Genomic DNA, 17,803 nt, shown 5'->3' with positions numbered 1-17,803 from the left:
AAACGGAGGACGGCCGCCTTTGCTTCCGTCTGAATAGGCCAGTGCCTTGGTCAGCTCCGGACGGAACACCTCAAAATCCACAGTCCGGGAAAACGCTTCAAGTTGATCACCAAGCCCGCTCAAACGAGAAAGCCGCTCTTCAACATCAAAGAAACCGGACTGTTTCATGTCGCCACTCCTCCAATAAAAACCGGAAAAATGGAATCACGGAGAGGGCCTCAAAACCAAGAGGGTTTTCGAACCCTCCATCTTTAAAATAAATTAACAATGCAACGGCATAGCCCATATTTGAGAAGATACAACAGGGTTCAGAATGTCTCGAACTCCAAATGTGTTTAGATGGTAAGCATTAGACCCACCGATTAGATTGGGAGAATTATCAGCCATTTTAAAAAGATCGTAACAATTTCTAGATGGTGTCGCATAAAATAGATCCATGGAATTTCTATGGCTAGATCCGACACACAGATTATGAGTATTTATTTGAATATTTCCAGAAGAAAATGATATTTTAGGGCAAAAATCTCCGCCGAAACGAATGAGTATTTTGTTTATGATATCTGAATAACCAGTTCCATATTTATTTAAAGCGCCAGGGTTGTAGTGTTTGTTATGGCGGAATGGAGAAAAAATACGCATCCATACCCGAGATCCTTTAACTGCTATATTAAAGCTAGAAGGCCATACCTGAGGAATAGGAATATTCGTAAGAAATTTGTTATGACAACTAGGAGATACCCCATCACTCCAAGACCAAGATATTAAACCGCTAGGATCATCAAAGAAAATATGTATAGAATTAGTTTCTTTTATACGAGCATATTTCATTGGAAAAGCGGAAAGATTAAGGCTCATGATTTTTGGATTTGCGCTTAGAGAAAAAGAGTGAGTGAAATCAGAGCATTTTTGTGCAGAAGTATTATTAATATTCCGTAGATTTGGGAACGACCACTCATTATCATAAGCATTTAAAAATTCATTCCATGCAAAAGAGTTATCATGCTCAGTCTTTATTATTTTGGACAAACCGATATTACATATATCTATACCATCTCTACAATAAGACATGTATCTATAAAAATCTAGAAAACCAAGGTTTTTACTGAGAGCAAAAGATCTGATCCAATTGGTTGTTGCTCTCAATGCTTCTTGCCATTCATCTGTATAGTAATTTAACCAAGCGGTCTCATGGTCATATAAATAAGATGGGCTATAAGTAATAGAAATAATTATAGAGGGAACTTTTTTTTGGGAGTTAAAGAAGTTTACAAGATCAATTACATCTTGAGGATTAAAATTAGGAATATCATTTCCGCCAGAATGTAGAATAAGCAAATCAGGCTCTTCTCGTGCGACGTAGTTTTTCCAGCTTTCATTAGGCAAATGATCAAGCCAGTTCATAGCTAAAAAATCATCAGAATTCATTTGCGACCACGAAGCCCCCCCGAGAGCTGCATTAATAAAATGAATATTAACAGAGGGGTTTTGCTGCATAATTGTTTCTATGAGACTATAGGTATAGTTTTCGCTTTCTGCCGGATCTGTCGCGACAGCTCCGATGCTATCCCCCATAATCATCACCTTAGCTTTGCCTGATTTACAAGCATGGTGAAATTGAGTTAAATGCTGAGGACGTACTGTTTGCTGAATCATGGGATTCCTATAAAAATTATATAGAAATATAAGTTCTCCACTTACTTAGTGGAGAACTTATATTTAGAATTTAATATTTGTAGATATAGATTTTGTCAAAATGAAGCATTTGACTTCCTGTTATATGTACCTTGATATACCGAGCTCTTTGGTTTCTTTTGGGGTGAAAAATCAGAGGCTTTCCATCAATACCACCAATAATAGATTCTGCATTATGGAAATAGATGCATTTATAATTCACATTATCTTCGGAAATGCTAATTTGTATATTATCTAATCTGTGCTCATATTCATGAAAATCTGAATATGGAATAACCCTATTAAAAATACGTATCTCTGAAATTTCTATATTTTCTTCTAAATCAACGCACCACCAAGGATTAATTTCTGCATCAGTGTGAAAGCTAAAATGTCCGGTAGGGAGCCCTATTACAGCTCGAGATGCATCATCCTCTAGACTTTCTCCGTGAGACCAAATAGATCTTGAGCTCTGGGAGGCTTTTTTTGCATTGCTTATTAAAATACCTTTGGGGCGAGGTAATTTAAGATAGTCTAGGCTGATATTCTGTAAATGAGCGAAATCTATATATTCGATAGGGTTTAGATAACCAAGGTGAGATAATTTCTTTTCCATGTGTAGTGCAGAAAAAGCATATTCTTGTTTTAAATTAATAAATAACTTCTGCAAAGCTGAGTGAGCTTCATAAATATCTTTTATAAACCCTTTGTTTTTAAAATATTCGATATTCTCCCGTACAAAAATTGGGTAAGAGTCATCAACAGGGACATATTGCGCCAACTCGTCAGCAGACCAAATGCGAATGCCAATATCAATCTGTTGTTGGAGGCGTTTTTCATCTTTCATGAGATTTGGCCAGAAATCATGAGAATGGGCGTATGAGGAGAATTTTTTTAATAGATTTTTTATGCCGCCCATATGCGTGAAGTGCCAGCCAGCATCATGAATGAGATTTCGTGGAATTCCTGCTGCGTCAGCGATCTTTGGCATGTTGTAACGCGCTACACTTAGGCTGTCATGTTTTCCATTTTTCTCGATATCTAGATCATCAAGATATTTTTTGGGAAGAGCATAGGCTGCGTCCCAGTCGTGACGATATAACATGTTAATGAAATATTGGTACATGTTCATGGAGAACTGAGTAACCCCATTAAACTGTGAAGCTTTTAAAACAGAACTTTTTCTAGGGATCTCATCGACGTCAGAAAAAATAATTAAATCATCATCTCCAGCATTAGAGACAGCATTTTTTATCTGTTCTTTTTGATAAGTATCGCGGCTCCAATGATCTGAGCCATCAGGAAAATCATCAACAGACAAGTGAATAATTTTGTCTGCATATTGTTTGTATCGGTCGGAATTTTCTAGGAAAATTTTGGGCTTTGGTTCTCCGCTAAATGTTAGCGAAGATTCACAAATTACGAAATAATCAACAACCTCATTGAGTTCACGCAACCGAATGTCTAGTATATCCAGTTCATTAAAAAAAGCAAAACAATCATATATTTTTCTCATTAGATTAGTCCTCCGTTTTTTGTAATCTGACACTTTGTAAGATCTATTGCTTACATGAGTTTGCTACAATGCCCTTTTATCAGTTTCTCGCGTCCTAATCCTAACAACCCGTTCTAAGTCACTCATGAAAATTTTACCGTCTCCAATTTTCCCTGTGTGGGCTGAATCTAGTATCGCTTCAATGACATGCTCCGCCAAAGCATCTGAAACCGCAATCTCGACCTTGATCTTCGGAAGAAAACTTATCCGGTATTCTGTGCCTCGATAAATTTCTGTCTGGCCTTTCTGGCGGCCAAAACCTTTAACTTCAGAGACTGTCAGGCCCTGAATACCAAGCTGCGCAAGGGCTTCACGGACATCATCAAGCTTGAAGGGCTTTATAATCGCGGTCACCAGCTTCATGAAATCCACATCCTTGTCTTTTTCGCGGGCTGAAGGGCGAAGAGGGCCGCCAGCATTCCGCCTCTATATTAGGCCTTGTATGCGCAAACATGCCAGATTTTTGGCTGATTGACGAGCCTCCCTCTCTGGCCTTTCTGCCGGGGTGGGATAAAAGGAGAATAGTTTTTTGCTCGTGGCCAGTTTTTAGGCCTTTGTCAGCGAGCACTGTGTATGAGGGATAACGTCAATGGCTGCCACGTCTGCATCTGCTGTTCAGAATGCTGTCACGTCTTCGCATCCGCCCGTGCAGGATGTCGATGTGTGCATTATCGGAGCTGGCCCTGTAGGCGGCTCTCTGGCGTGTCGCCTGGCTGTGGAAGGTATACGGGTTGCGATTGTTGACCGTGCTGATCTGCCGCCCATGGAACACCCTGATTTTGATGGTCGGGCTTATGCCATTGCCGCGGGTCCCAAAAAGCTTCTGGAAGAAGCGGGTATCTGGGACGTTCTGCCGCTTCCTGCCGGACCGATTGAAGATATTCTCGTAACAGATGGCCGGCCGGGTGAACCCGCGTCTTCTCTGTTTCTGGAATTCACGCGGGAAGATGCGCATCAGCCTTTTGGCTGGATGGTTGAGGCGCGGGCCTTGCGTGTCGCTTTGAATGCCCAGCTTCATACGACACCGAACATTACGGTGCTGGCGCCTGCTGAAGCCAAAGTGGTCAGAAAGTCGGACGGTGCCGAGATCTATCTGAAGGACGGGCGCTCTTTCAAGGCCTCTTTAGTGGTGGCCGCTGATGGCCGCAAAAGCCATTTGCGTTCTGAGGCAGGTATCCCGCTGACAAAGCTGTCTTATGGACAAACGGCCATTGTGTGCGCGATTGCGCATGAGTTTCCGCATGATAACGGGGCTTTGGAGCATTTCCTGCCTGCGGGGCCGTTTGCGCAGCTACCAATGGCCGGTACCGAAGAACATCCTTATCTTTCCGCCATTGTCTGGAGTGATAAAGATGCTCTGGCTCAACGTTTTGCTGATCTGCCCGATGAGATGTTCGCCCGTGAAGTTGAGCGGCGCATGGGCAGCAACCGCCTCGGAAAAGTCACCCCTGTTGGTCGCCGTTGGGTTTATCCTCTCTCTGCTCAATATGCTCAGCGTTATACAGATACGCGTCTGTTGCTGGTGGGGGATGCTGCGCATGGTATTCACCCGATTGCAGGGCAGGGGCTTAATCTGGGGTTCCGGGATATCATCGCCCTGAGCGATATTTTACTGACTGCCCATGCCAAAGGTGAAGACTTCGGAGCGCCCGCTCTGTTGGCGCGCTATCAGGCGCGCTGTCGCCCGGCTAATATGCTGATGCTTGCGGCGACGGATGCTCTTGATAGGCTGTTTAGCAATGATAACCCTTTAATCCGACTGGCTCGTGACGTGGGGATTGCAGGCGTCCATCGCCTTCCCAAGTTGAGAAAGGCCTTTGTAAAGCACGCCATGGGGCTTTAAAGCGAGACGACAACCGCAAAAGTCAGCTGCTTTCTGAAAGAAAGGACCTGCGTATGAACAGGCCGCACGTGTCTTCTATCCTCTCCAGCTATTTTGACGAATTCAGTCTGTGTTCGCCAAAACTGGACCTCCTGTGGCAGGAAATGGTTGAGCAGGCGTGTGTATGTCATGATCCGCTGGTACGGGGATTGCTGGCAACCGGGATACGAAGCCACGCAGATTTTGCCTCTGCGCTGGCGGCTTTGCTGGGACGGAAGCTGGGCGATAGGTCTGTTGCTGCAGATGCTCTGGCAGAGTTAGTGAAAGAAAGTTTTGACGCACAGCCAGAGATCGTCTGTGCCGCAGCAGCTGATATGGTGGCTATTCGTGAGCGTGACCCGGCATGCCCGGATTACGTGACGCCATTCTTGTTTTTCAAAGGTTTCCATGCGGTTCAGAGCTATCGGGTTGCGCATTGGCTTTGGCGTGCAGGGCGGCGGCACTTAGCTTTGCATTTACAAAGTCGTGGCTCAGAGCTTTTTGGGGTGGACATTCACCCCGCAGCGCGTCTTGGGCGTCGTATTCTTTTTGACCACGGGACAGGCATTGTGGTGGGGGAAACGTCGATCATTGAGGACGATGTCTCTATCCTGCAGGAAGTAACTTTGGGCGGGACGGGGAAGCATTCTGGGGATCGACATCCCAAAGTAAGGCGAGGAGTGTTGATCGGCGCAGGCGCAAAAGTGCTGGGAAACATTGAAGTTGGGGAAGGGGCGAAAATAGGTGCTGGTTCAATTGTTTTGGAATCGGTGCCGCCCTTCACAACGGTGGTCGGCAATCCTGCACGGAAGGTGGGAACCAGACATTCGGGCATGCCAGCCTTAAGTATGGACCAGATGCTTCCACCGATTGATTACATTATCTAAGAAAAAGCCCCCGTATCTTTGAGGATACGGGGGCTTTTTATATCAGGCCTTCTTGATGTGGAGTGGCAGCATTGGCACTTCATCACCATCCAGAATGAAGCGCCTGACCCCATCGTGTGGCGCAATTTCCCGGAAGCCAGCACGCAGATAAACTTCCCGGCAAGGGGTGTTATCAGGCGTTTCTTTGATAGTGGCCGTGATGTCCGTCTCGCCTGTATGGGCGGAGCGCAGGAGCCTGACCGCTTCTGCTACAACAAACTCTTCCACTTCCATCCCCAGAACACGGCAACTCATCACGTATTGCGTGATTTCGGTGCCTTTCAGGTAAAGGACGCCAACAAGACCGTATTCGGTGAATTTGTCTTTGACCTTGAACGCAAGAATTTTCCCGCCAGTCTTCAGAAAATCTGCAATATTTTCAAAAGACCAGCGTTGGCCGTTCGTGTTGAACTGATTGGTCTTGTTCGTCAGTTCCAGTGCACGGCCAAATTCAGGCTGATCTGTGCTGGTAATATTGATGAACGAGACCTCACAGTGAAGAGACGCAAGGAATTCTGACCTGTCCATGGTGGAACGGGTTTCTTCACGCTCAATCTGGCCCCGAATCATTTCTTCACGTTTGCCAGATTCTTCTGTCATCCGTGCAATCTGCGTTTCAGCAGACCACAGGAGAATACGACGTGTCAGATACGGATTGCCGCCGATGACCCTGACATCCGGCAGAGCAGACGCAACAGCGGCACGTTCTACAGGGTTGTCATCAACAAAAACCACACTCTTTGGTTTGATGTTGAATTCTTTGCAGATTGCAGAAATGTTCTGAGCCTTGGGTGTCCAGTTGATTTTGACGGACGAGAAATCATCCAGAGAAATCAGCTTGGGCTCAATGACATCATCCCATCTGTTCTTAACGTAGTCATAGTCATTTTTGGAGCAGATCGCGACAAGGATGCCGCGAGCCCGCAGATAGTGAATGGCTTCCCAGATTCCGAGAGGCCAGCCATCAGTGCGGGGCCAGGGTTGCGCTTCGGGGCGATAATGTTCGGCAATCTGACCCCGCCACAGCGTGTTATCAAGATCGAACACAACTGCCTTGACCTGATCTACCTGCTTTGTGGTTCGGTAAGCCGTAACCATCTGACGGAAGATAGCATCAAGGAACGCATCTTTTTTGACAGGATAAACTGTTTCCAGAGGAGGGATGGGCTCATTTCTGGCAATAGAGCCAAAATCATCCCAATCCTGATAGGTCACAGCACCATGCGAATAGAAATAAACGAGATCATCCAGAATATAACGCTTGCCCATTGTTGATGCGACGGCATCAACATTCAGAAGATAAGCATTTTTATAGCCTGCGACTTTCTCGTTCAGATAGTCATTCAGTCTCTGAACGATTGTCGCCAGATCATTGTTGCTGCCGCGCTCATACATGCTGGATGCGGTGCTCATCTGCGGCACAATGAAATTGGAGACGAATGTCAGGAGGCCATGGCGCTCATTGTAGATCATCGCGCTGGAAAGCATGGCATCAATGATGCTGTAAGCGTCCTGCAGGATGGTTTTGGTGAAGCCTTCCTCGTTAAAACGAAAACCCCAGATAACGCGGTCGCTCAATACAGAGCGTAGCGGGATTTGCAGATACTGGAAATCATAGTCCGAGACAGGGGAGGGCGGAGCCTCAGGAAGAACGCTGACGAAATTATAAGGGATATAATCAAATGCCGTTTCAGGGTGCCGTGCCTGAAGCTGCTCATGATAAAGCGCAGTCAGGCAGGAGCCAACCAGCAGCACTTTCCCGACTTTTAGGTTTGTGACTTCAAGGTCTGATGGGAACAGGAATTCAGCGTCAGACAGACCTGCGGGTACTGCTGCAGAAACAGACTCAGATAATGGAGAAGGTTCTGCTACTGTCTGAGGGAGTGATTGAGGGGCTGCCTGAGGTCGATTTTGTTTCAGAATAAATCGTGTGTCAGGAGCAGAAGGGTGTTCTAGGATTATATTGATGAGCCCTTCAGGATCTCTAAAGGCTTCAATAGAACGCCACATCAGAGTGCCATCTTCTCCTAAAATAAGGAGACGATAATTTTCTATGCGCCAAGAACGTTCATTATGGTGGTAATAGCCATCTATTGTTCCATTAGGGCTAAGTATCAGTGATTCAGTTAGAAAAAAACCACCAACAGGACCAAATGACCATATTCCCTCAGTAAGGGGAGGGGAAATGTTTTTAGGAGGTCCTTGGAAATTTTTTGTTTCAATCATTTTTACTTAACCTGCTTGTAATAACAATCTCTTTGGACGGAGTGTCCACAAGACGGTTTTGGAAGTGTTTGGGAGGTAAGTCTCACCTCATTGTAAAGCAAGTATACCTACCCATAGCGTAATTTACCATGTGCGCAGCTCAAGTTTTTTCACCGACAAGGTTATTGAATTAAAATTGCATGAAACAAAAAAGGCGGGTGCGACATAGTGTCACAACCGCCTTTTCTATGATTTTTGTGTAATCGGAAGCTGACTGGACCAGCTTCCGACCACTCAATTCGTATGGAGGATTTAGAAATCCATACCACCCATGCCGCCCATGTCAGGGCCGCCAGCCGGAGCGGCTTTCTTTTCAGGGCGTTCAGCAACCATGGCTTCCGTCGTGATCAGCAGGCCAGCAACAGAAGCTGCGTCCTGCAGAGCCGTGCGGACAACCTTGGTCGGGTCGATAATACCGGCGTCAACCAGGTTCTTGTATTCGCCAGCCTGTGCATCGAAGCCGAAAGCGTAGTCTTCGGATTCCAGCACCTTGTTGGCGATGACCGCACCATCTTCACCTGCATTGTGAGCGATCTGGCGCAGGGGAGCCTGCAGAGCCTTGCGGATGATGTCGCCACCAACGCGCTGATCGTCGTTATGATAGTGCAGGTGAGCCAGCTTTGCAGAAGCGCGGGCCAGAGCTGTGCCGCCACCCGGAACAATGCCTTCTTCAACGGCAGCGCGGGTTGCGTGCAGAGCGTCGTCAACGCGGTCCTTGCGTTCCTTCACTTCGATTTCCGTGGAGCCACCAACGCGGATCACGGCAACGCCGCCAGCCAGTTTGGCCAGACGTTCCTGCAGCTTTTCACGGTCGTAGTCAGAGGTGGTTTCCTCGATCTGCGCACGGATCTGCTTGCAACGGCCTTTGATTTCGTCGGTCTTGCCGGCGCCATCAACGATCGTCGTGTTTTCTTTGTCGATACGGACTTTTTTAGCCGTGCCGAGCATGGGCAGCGTGACGGTTTCCAGCTTGATGCCGAGGTCTTCGCTGATGACCTGGCCACCGGTCAGGATTGCGATATCTTCCAGCATGGCTTTACGACGGTCACCAAAGCCCGGAGCTTTAACAGCAGCAATTTTCAGGCCACCGCGCAGCTTGTTGACAACCAGCGTTGCCAGAGCTTCACCGTCCACGTCTTCTGCAATGATCAGCAGCGGACGGCCGGACTGCACAACGGCTTCAAGCAGCGGCAGAATCGGCTGAAGAGAAGACAGCTTCTTTTCATGGATCAGGATGTAGGGGTTTTCCAGATCGGCCGTCATCTTCTCCGTGTTGGTCACGAAGTAGGGGGAGATGTAGCCACGGTCGAACTGCATGCCTTCAACCACGTCCAGTTCCGTCTGGAAGTGCTTGGCTTCTTCAACGGTGATAACGCCTTCGGAGCCAACTTTCTGCATGGCTTCGGAGATCATCTCGCCGATTTCGGCTTCACCGTTAGCGGAGATCGTGCCGACCTGAGCGGTTTCCGCCGGGGTGGTGATCTTCTTGGTGTTCTTCTTCAGTTCCTCAACAACGGCATGAACGGCCTTGTCGATCCCGCGCTTGAGGTCCATCGGGTTCATGCCAGCGGCAACAGCCTTGTGGCCTTCACGCACGATGGCCTGAGCCAGAACGGTTGCTGTGGTCGTGCCGTCACCAGCGATATCGTTGGTTTTGGAGGCCACTTCGCGCAGCATCTGTGCGCCCATGTTTTCGAACTTGTCAGCCAGTTCGATTTCTTTGGCAACAGACACACCGTCTTTGGTGATGCGCGGTGCGCCGAAGCTCTTGTCGAGCACAACATTGCGGCCTTTGGGGCCGAGCGTGACTTTTACGGCATCAGCGAGGATGTCAACGCCGCGCAGCATACGCTGGCGAGCGTCACCACCAAACTTTACGTCTTTGGCAGCCATATCAAATTCTCCTGTGAGAGATCAGTTTATAAGGTCGAAAAGCGGATCAGCGCGGTCCACTCAGGCGGAAATCACGCCCAGAATGTCGCTTTCTTTCATGATCAGCAGCTCTTCGCCGTCGATCTTCACTTCCGTACCGGACCATTTGCCGAACAGGACGCGGTCACCAGCCTTGACATCAAGCGCTACAACCTGACCCTGCTCATTGCGAGCGCCGGGACCAGCAGAAACCACTTCACCTTCCATGGGCTTTTCTTTAGCCGTATCCGGAATGATGATGCCGCCGACGGTCTTTTCTTCGCCAGCAAGGCGACGAACGACTACCCGGTCGTGTAAAGGACGAAACTTCGTCATTATGGATCGCTCCACATTCTGTTTGCTGCGGTGGCGCCCTTGTCAGGAAGCAACACCACCGGCATCTGCCGCGCGTAATAAACGCCGCGTTGCGTTAGCACTCCCACCCCGGGAGTGCCAGAACAGGAGATAGGTTTGTCCTCCCCCTGAGTCAAGAAATGTGGAAAACTTTCTTTGTGATGTCATTTTTCTTCAGGGGAGAGAACCGGGTGGGACAGATTATCACGTTGAAAGCGGCTGATGGACATGAGTTTTCGGCTTACGAAGCTGGCCATGCGGAAATGCCGTATGCGCTGGTTGTGGTGCAGGAAATTTTTGGTGTGAACGGGCATATCCGGCATGTGTGCGACATATTTGCCGAGCACGGTTTCCATGTGATTGCCCCGGCTGTGTTCGACCGCGCCGAGCGCGGTGTGGAGCTGGGTTATGAACAAGCGGATATCCAGACCGGACTTGCTCTGCGCAGCCAGATTCCACTGGCGGAAACACTGCTGGATCTTGAAGCCTCAGCCGCAGCACTGGGGAAGGTGGATGTTGGTCTTATCGGGTATTGCTGGGGCGGCCTGCTGGCGTGGGAAGCCTCTTGCCGGACGGATCGTTTTGCCGCTGCCGTAAGCTGGTATGGGGGCGGGATTGCATCGCGGGTTGATGAGACTCCGCGTTGCCCGGTTCAGCTCCATTTTGGGGAGGCCGATACCAGTATTCCGCACACAGATGTGAGCATCATTCGTGCAGCGCATCCTGAAATTGAAATTTACGTGTACGATGGTGCCGGGCATGGGTTCGGCTGTTCACAACGGGCATCGTTTGCCCCGGAAGCCTACAAGCTGGCGCAGAAGCGCAGCCTTGCATTCCTTGAAGAACATCTGGGCGCACACGCCCGGTAAGGACCGCAGAAGATGGGTATTTTGATTGACAAGACCGCATCTTCGTGACCCGATGAGTACATCCTGTAACCGGTCATATGGTTGTCCGGTAGGAGATATCTGGGAAAGTTACCCGCCTATGCCGACCGGTACAGTTAAATGGTTTAATGCCACTAAAGGCTTTGGCTTCATCGCACCTGACGATGGGGGCAAGGATGTGTTTGTTCATATCACCGCTGTGCAGGCTGCTGGTCTGCGTGGGCTGAATGAGAACGAAAAGGTCTCATACGAACTCGTGACCGAGCGTGGTAAAGTTGCCGCGACTGAACTTAAGCCGATCTAACTCGGCTTAAGACGAAGGGCCTTAAAGCCCGGACGTGCGTTTTGGTCTGCCTGTTTGGTCCGCGTATCACGCTCCATCTGGCAGCCGGACTGCGCGATTTATAAAAACGCTCTGATTTCCCGCGCTGCGTCTGCCAGCCCCATACGACGGACCTCTGCTCCGGGTGGAAATGCCGAAAGCAGCCGTGAGGGTGTGCGGCGGTCCAGCAGCACAAAAACGCCTTTGTCAGACTGACTTCTGATCAGTCGCCCAAAAGCCTGACGCAACCGCAGGCGCGCAATCCTGTCGTCATATCCGGTGGTATCACCGCCCGAGAGGTGAATGCGGCGTTCTCTGTGCAGAATGTCCGGGCGCGGCCAGGGGACCCGTTCAAACACAACCAGACGCAGGGCATTCCCCGGAACGTCCACGCCGTCACGCATGGCGTCCGTCCCCAGAAGGCACGCATGTTCTTCCGTGCGGAAAATATCCACCAGGGTTGCGTTGTCCATTGCGTCCACATGCTGGGCGTAAAGCGGCAGACCCTGATCTTCCAGTGCCGGGGCAATACGGCTGTGCACTCCCCGCAGGCGGGAAATGGCGGTAAACAGGCCTAGTCCGCCGCCGCCTGAGGCTTCAAACAGTGTGCGGTATGCGGCGGCCAGATCGGCAATACTGGCGTGGTCCACGTCCGTAATAATAAAGGTACGGGTCTGCCGGGCGTAATCAAACGGGCTGGTCAGACTGGCGCGAATGGCAGGAGAGGGGAAGTGGTTGGCTCCGGTGCGGGCTTCCGCAGCTTCCCATGCACGCTCGGTTTCCTCTGTTTCCGGTTCGTCCTGCCTGTGCTGAGTGTCTGACTGATCGCGCAGGGTGGCCGATGTGATCAGCATGCCTTGCGCGGGCATGGCCATGACGGCGGCAAAAGGAATGGTCGGGTCCAGCCAGTGGCGATGCAGGCCAACATCATGTTCGCCGGGCCGCTGCTGTTGCCGCCGATCCAGACGGATGAAGTGAATATGCGTGGGTGTTGTATCGGCCAGAGGCGGCTGATCCAGCGCATCCAGCATGGACGTCCACGCATCCAGCCGGGTGATAGCGCGGCGGCGTAGCCCCCGGACCATGGCTTCAATGCGGCCACGGGTCACGCTATCCAGAGAGTCTGCATCATCCTGCAGGCGGGCCTGAAGCCGTTCAGCAAGGGTACGCAGGGGTTCTGCAATCCGGCTGAGCGCACGGGCCAGCGTTTGCCCCGCTTCTGTCAGATCCGGGATAAGCGGATGCAGGTCACATTCCACCGCACCATACTGGTGCGTTTGCCGACGGTCCTCACTCCGTGCCAGCACCTGCTGGCGCAGGAGGCGCAGAAAGCTTTCGGTCGGGTTTTCCAGCACCGGCTCTGCTGAAACAGGGGCCGCAGGCAGAAACCCGTCAGGATCCTCTATCGGGGGAGGTTCGGGCGGCCCGCTTTCTGAAGAATCTGTCTCCGCCAGTCTTGCAGACCAGCCGGGCGCGGGCAGGGCGTGCGCGGCCATAAGCGCAGCATCCAGCGGTGCCTCCAGTCGCGGGAAGCCGACAACCAGATCATCCAGACGACGCTTCAGCCCACGAGCACGCGAGCGACGACCTTCTGCCCCGAGCAACCATCGGCGCAACTCAGCCGCTTCCAGCCCGGATAGTTCGGCGGAAAACGCGCCATCCGCGGCATCTGCCAGATGATGGCCTTCATCAAAGACATAGCGGGACGGGGTTGCGTCTTCTTCAGTGTCTTCGGCGTCGTCGCTCATTGCGGCCTGCGCATACGCTGCCTGCGCCATAACCAGAGCATGATTGGCGATCACCAGATCCGCCTCCCGTGCCCTGCGGATCGTATGCTCCACAAAACACCGCTGATAATGAGGGCAGGCTCCGTGAATACATTCCCCACGACGGTCGGCCACTCCGGAAACGCTTCCCTGACCGTACAGATCACCAAACCAGCTGGGCAGATCACCGCCCAGCAGATCTCCATCTGCTGTCGCGCGCGTCCAGAGAGCCAGCATGGAGAGTGCGATAGTGACACCCGCCGGGCGGGAGGCTGCACTATTGACGGCATCTTCCATGTTTAGCAGGCAGAGATAGTTCTCTCGGCCTTTGCGCAGCACAACATGATGGCGGCGTGTCGCGTCATCTGGAAAAAGCCGATGCGTTTCCTGTTCAATCTGCCGTTGCAGATGGCGCGTATAGGTGCTGATCCACACGCTGCCGCCATTGCGCTGTGCCCAGACGCTTGCGGGCGCAATATAGCCCAGTGTTTTGCCTGTGCCTGTTCCGGCCTCCGCCAGCACAACGGCCGGGTTGCCGCGATGGGTACGGGGCTCAAACGCTGCGGTGGAAACGCTGGCGAAATCGGCCTGACCAGCCCGGCTTTCTGAGCCTTCGCCCAGAAGAGTCCGCAATCGTGTGCGGGCTTCCGCTGGAGTAATGGGATGCGACGCTGGGGGAGGCCGGGGGGCGACATCTTCCCATTTTGGCAGAACGCGCCAGACCCGCAGGGCGTCCCCCGGTTGGAGAGCGTCTTCTGGCAGATTGCCCTTGCCATCCAGCTTGTCTGGCAGACCGAGTGTTTCCGCAACAGTACCTGCCCATGGCCAGCCTGCCTGCGCCAGCCGGACTGTCAGGGCCGCCAGCATGTCCCCCAAAGGCCCGTTTTTTTGACGAGCCAGTTCCGTCAGCATGATTTCGACCAGCGTGGGGAGCAGATCAGCTTCGGCGCGGCCAATCTGTTCTTCCTCCAGTCCAAGCGCCAGCGCCAGCCCGCGAGGTGTCGGGGCCGCAGTCCGGGCCGGATAAACAAACGTGAAGAGTTCAAGCAGGTCCAGCCAGGGGGACGGCTGCCCCGGTGGTGGCAGATCCAGTTTGCGCGCAAATGATGGCGCATGGACCACCAGAGGGCAGGGCATGCTGTCCAGCCGGGAGCGGAGTTCTGGTGCGGAGAGTGTGAGATACTCGCCGTCTTCTGTCAGAAGGGAAAAGTCACGATGATGCGCGGTCAGAGCGGGCGCGTCATGCGCAGAAGGGAAGGGTGCCTGCATGGAGGGTCCACCTTACGCGCTCTGCGGTGTGTGACTAGAGGGGATATAAAAAGGCAGTCTGCTCAGGCGGCAGACTGCCTTTCCGGTATAGGAACTTAGGGTGTTTCTTTCAGGCTTTCGGCCACAATATCCAGCAGCTTGCTGTGCATGTTGCCATTGCCTGCGACAATCATCACATCGTCGGGCATATCATCCAGATCCAGCCCGGCGGGGTCCGTCACCTGACCACCCGCTTCACGGACAATCAGGATGCCCGCGGCGCAGTCCCACGGTTTGATGCCGAATTCCCAGTAGCCTTCATACCGGCCCGCAGCGACCCATGCGAGGTCGAGTGCGGCGGCACCAAAACGACGGATACCGGCGACACGCGGCATGAGGTTGCCCATGACGCGGGCAAACGGCAGACGCTGGCGCGCAGGCACTTTTGCAAACGGGATACCCGTTGCAAAAACGGATTCCTGCATGTCCCGGCGGGCAGAAACACGGATGCGGCGTTCGTTCAGAAACGCGCCTGTGCCTTTTTCCGCCCAGAACATTTCATTGGATGCCGGATTATACACCAGACCCGCGGCCAGTTCGATCTTGCCGTCCGGCAGTCTGCGCTGGAGGCCAATGGAAATGGCCCAGTGCGGAATGCCGTGCAGGAAATTTGTGGTGCCGTCCAGCGGGTCCACAATCCAGCGCCATGTCCAGTTATCGCCACCTGATTTGCCGGATTCCTCCATTAGGAAGGCATAGCCGGGGCGAGCCCGTTCCAGTTCTTCACGCAGGGTCTGTTCTGCCCTCAGGTCAGCCTGAGAAACAAAGTCACCCGGCCCCTTGATGCTTACCTGAAGCTGCTCGACTTCATTGAAATCGCGCAGGAGACGCTTTGCCGCCTTCTGGGCAGCGGTTTGCATCACCATCATGACGGGGGAAAGACGCATGGCCACTATGTTTTGTCCTGTCTGGAGTAAGGCGAAAGATCAGTCTTTAGCGCGTTCGACGTAAGAGCCGTCTTCAGTCCGGACAACAATACGTTCACCGGATTCAATGAAGGGGGGCACCATGGTCTTTGCACCATTGGAGAGTTTTGCAGGCTTGTAGGAGGAACTGGCCGTCTGGCCTTTGACCACCGGGTCCGCCTCAACAACTTCCAGCGTGACCTGCGGCGGCAGATCAATCCCGACCGGGTCGCCTTCCACAAGGTGGACATTGATGGTCATGTTGTCCTGCAGGAACGGTGCCTGATCACCCAGCAGATCGACCGGAATCATGGTCTGCTCGAACGTTTCCGGGTCCATCAGCACGAGGGATTCACCGTCGGTATAGGAATACAGATATTCCCGGTCCTCGGTCATCAGGCGCTCGACACTGTCGGCTGTACGCCAGCGTTCGTTGGTTTTGTTGCCCGTTTTGAGGTCGCGCATTTCCACCTGAATGAAAGCGCCGCCCTTGCCGGGGGTAATGATCTGCTGTTTCAGCACCGTCCAGCGACGGCCATCATGCTCGATGACCTGTCCGGCCCGGATCAGGTTCGCCTGCTGTTTCATAACTCGTCCCTGAATGGATGGATGTAAGGACCGGGCTTTTACAACTCCAGACGGCCAAGAGCAAGCCGAAGGGAGAGAAACAACTCCGACAAAACCCATTTTGACCCGCTGGACAGGCTCTGCGGGCATGGCTATAAGGCTTTCACTCTGATGCAGGAAGGGTGGCCGAGTGGTTGAAGGCTCCAGTCTTGAAAACTGGCGTGCGGGTAACCGTACCGTGGGTTCGAATCCCACCCCTTCCGCCATCAGATTGTAAATTTCCGCTAAACTATAAAAATTTGCGTAGTCGGCTTTAATCTCAAACAGTGTTCACACGGGAAATTTCTCTTGCCTTAAGGGCGTGTGCATAAGCCGCAGAAATATTAGCAAGCTTACCGGCCTGCCAGCGGTAGTATTCCTGCAACAACTGTTTTGAGACCCAGTGCCCTTTATCACTCTGTCCATAATCGCCCGCTGCCCGAACTTTTGCCAGAAGTCGCGCAATGTTGCCTCGGGATGTTCCGTACCGTTGCGCCATGGCATTTGCGCTATCCAGCGAAACTGAGACTTTCTCTTTTTCGTCATAGTATTCACTGTCGGCTTTGCGTGTCATCTCATTCAGGACAGAAATGCCCACTGTTGAATGAACCAGCGGCGCAATAGATGCCGGTGGGTGGTAGTATGCCGCATCCTTCAGCATCAGGCTGGCAAAAACCGGATGCATGTGTGTCAGGATTTTCGGGTCACTCTGCGCCGCATCAGAACGCTTATGCCCGTCCAGAATGTCCAGTCCGTTTAGGTGAACGGTAAGATAGTGGTAGAACATGCGCTCAGAAAAAGCGCTCATGCGATAGGCGCGCAGACGGCGATCCCCGCGAGGTTGTGCTTCTATATAGCCAAGGTGCTCAATTTCTTTCAGATAATTTGTCACGGTATTGGGGCTGACGGCGCCGGTATGGACAACTTCTCGGTACAGATTGGAAGCTGTCAGGGCGGGAGACCGCGAATCAAGCTGATGTGCGAAATTTAGTTTTAACGCGCCATGCGTCATAATCCATCGTCGCATGTCGGCAACATAGCGCACCTCGCGTGGGAGTTGCTGATGGATGGAGAGAAGTGTCTCATTACAGAATGTCAGGCAATCCATAAATTTCGGCGATGCAACAAGTGTCTCAACGGTATGAACGGCTGCCACATCAGGAGCGTTCGGCTTAATATCAACCTTATGCATGGCAGCTTTTCATCCATTTCTCAGCACCTGGAGGGTTCTAAAAACTCCATGGTTTTGAGTGCGTATCTGTGATTCCATACCTCCTGTGGTGATTGGGTGGATGAATGAATAATGAAACAGCCTGGTTTTTTTGATGTTGAAGAGCGGCTTGCTCGTTTGAGCGGTCTTGGCGATCAGCTTGAAGCGTTTTCCCGGACTGTGGATTTTGAGGTGTTCCGCCCTGATCTGGAGAAGGCGCTGGCCTATTCAGATGGAAGCAAGGGCGGGCGACCGC

General features: G+C 51.8%; 14 protein-coding genes, 1 tRNA gene and 2 pseudogenes. 6 read left to right on the top strand and 11 right to left on the bottom strand.

What is annotated here, in order from left to right:
- The 4 genes and pseudogenes from KP699_RS14630 to KP699_RS14615 all read right to left on the bottom strand — a co-directional run.
- Window positions 1–168: pseudogene (locus tag KP699_RS14630) on the bottom strand (IS5/IS1182 family transposase); the annotation flags it as partial.
- Window positions 169–261: 93 nt separating this feature from the next.
- A complete protein-coding gene (locus tag KP699_RS14625) occupies window positions 262–1,653 on the bottom strand; it encodes an SGNH/GDSL hydrolase family protein (RefSeq protein ID WP_215763139.1) in 1,392 nt (463 codons plus the stop codon).
- A 70-nt stretch (window positions 1,654–1,723) separates the two neighbouring features.
- A complete protein-coding gene (locus KP699_RS14620) occupies window positions 1,724–3,220 on the bottom strand; it encodes a discoidin domain-containing protein (protein ID WP_308164932.1) in 1,497 nt (498 codons plus the stop codon).
- A gap of 30 nt (window positions 3,221–3,250) precedes the next feature.
- Window positions 3,251–3,589, bottom strand: a complete 339-nt coding sequence (locus KP699_RS14615; RefSeq protein WP_215763138.1) for a P-II family nitrogen regulator — start codon at window positions 3,587–3,589, stop codon at window positions 3,251–3,253.
- Between the two features lie 226 nt (window positions 3,590–3,815).
- Between KP699_RS14615 and KP699_RS14610 the strand changes: the two genes are divergently transcribed.
- The gene (locus tag KP699_RS14610; protein WP_215763137.1) at window positions 3,816–5,069 is read left to right on the top strand and encodes a UbiH/UbiF/VisC/COQ6 family ubiquinone biosynthesis hydroxylase; all 1,254 of its coding nucleotides are present in this window, start codon (window positions 3,816–3,818) and stop codon (window positions 5,067–5,069) included.
- A gap of 143 nt (window positions 5,070–5,212) precedes the next feature.
- Window positions 5,213–5,974 carry a serine O-acetyltransferase gene (gene cysE, locus KP699_RS14605; protein WP_373687504.1) on the top strand — a complete coding sequence of 254 codons (762 nt, stop codon included), beginning with the start codon at window positions 5,213–5,215 and terminating at the stop codon, window positions 5,972–5,974.
- A 42-nt stretch (window positions 5,975–6,016) separates the two neighbouring features.
- On the opposite strand, the gene KP699_RS14600 is transcribed toward cysE, so the two are convergent.
- The 3 genes from KP699_RS14600 to KP699_RS14590 all read right to left on the bottom strand — a co-directional run bounded on the left by KP699_RS14600 (window position 6,017) and on the right by KP699_RS14590 (window position 10,525).
- On the bottom strand, window positions 6,017–8,239 hold the full coding sequence (locus tag KP699_RS14600; protein WP_215763135.1) for an HAD family hydrolase: 2,223 nt from the start codon (window positions 8,237–8,239) through the stop codon (window positions 6,017–6,019).
- A gap of 291 nt (window positions 8,240–8,530) precedes the next feature.
- A complete protein-coding gene (gene groL / locus KP699_RS14595; protein WP_025828599.1) occupies window positions 8,531–10,171 on the bottom strand; it encodes a chaperonin GroEL in 1,641 nt (546 codons plus the stop codon).
- 60 nt (window positions 10,172–10,231) lie between these two features.
- Window positions 10,232–10,525: a co-chaperone GroES gene (locus tag KP699_RS14590; protein WP_025828601.1), complete on the bottom strand. Its 294-nt coding sequence runs from the start codon at window positions 10,523–10,525 to the stop codon at window positions 10,232–10,234.
- Window positions 10,526–10,734: 209 nt separating this feature from the next.
- Between KP699_RS14590 and KP699_RS14585 the strand changes: the two genes are divergently transcribed.
- Window positions 10,735–11,412, top strand: coding sequence for a dienelactone hydrolase family protein (locus KP699_RS14585; protein ID WP_215763134.1), 678 nt, complete (start codon window positions 10,735–10,737; stop codon window positions 11,410–11,412).
- A 118-nt stretch (window positions 11,413–11,530) separates the two neighbouring features.
- Window positions 11,531–11,734 (top strand): cold-shock protein, encoded by a 204-nt coding sequence (locus KP699_RS14580; RefSeq protein WP_043550519.1) that lies wholly within the window; start codon window positions 11,531–11,533, stop codon window positions 11,732–11,734.
- A gap of 98 nt (window positions 11,735–11,832) precedes the next feature.
- Here KP699_RS14580 and KP699_RS14575 read toward each other — a convergent pair whose 3' ends face one another.
- From KP699_RS14575 to efp, 3 genes are all read right to left on the bottom strand, one after another.
- Window positions 11,833–14,787 (bottom strand): ATP-dependent DNA helicase, encoded by a 2,955-nt coding sequence (locus tag KP699_RS14575; protein WP_215763133.1) that lies wholly within the window; start codon window positions 14,785–14,787, stop codon window positions 11,833–11,835.
- A gap of 95 nt (window positions 14,788–14,882) precedes the next feature.
- Complete coding sequence (locus tag KP699_RS14570) at window positions 14,883–15,713, bottom strand: inositol monophosphatase family protein (RefSeq protein ID WP_212356461.1); 831 nt, start codon at window positions 15,711–15,713, stop codon at window positions 14,883–14,885.
- A 39-nt stretch (window positions 15,714–15,752) separates the two neighbouring features.
- Window positions 15,753–16,319 carry an elongation factor P gene (gene efp / locus KP699_RS14565; RefSeq protein ID WP_215763132.1) on the bottom strand — a complete coding sequence of 189 codons (567 nt, stop codon included), beginning with the start codon at window positions 16,317–16,319 and terminating at the stop codon, window positions 15,753–15,755.
- Between the two features lie 155 nt (window positions 16,320–16,474).
- On the opposite strand from efp, the gene KP699_RS14560 reads away from it, so the two are divergent.
- Window positions 16,475–16,564 (top strand) — tRNA-Ser (locus KP699_RS14560).
- 53 nt (window positions 16,565–16,617) lie between these two features.
- Here the strand turns inward: KP699_RS14560 and KP699_RS14555 are convergent.
- A complete protein-coding gene (locus KP699_RS14555) occupies window positions 16,618–17,529 on the bottom strand; it encodes a hypothetical protein (protein ID WP_212356463.1) in 912 nt (303 codons plus the stop codon).
- A gap of 111 nt (window positions 17,530–17,640) precedes the next feature.
- Here KP699_RS14555 and KP699_RS14550 point away from each other — a divergent pair.
- Window positions 17,641–17,803: pseudogene (locus tag KP699_RS14550) on the top strand (IS5/IS1182 family transposase); the annotation flags it as partial.

Origin of the sequence: Acetobacter sp. P1H12_c (assembly GCF_018811975.1) — a bacterium.
In the GTDB taxonomy this organism is placed as follows: domain Bacteria; phylum Pseudomonadota; class Alphaproteobacteria; order Acetobacterales; family Acetobacteraceae; genus Acetobacter; species Acetobacter persici.
Note: the sequence above shows the minus strand (reverse complement) of the source record. Positions and strands in the feature narration are given on the sequence as shown.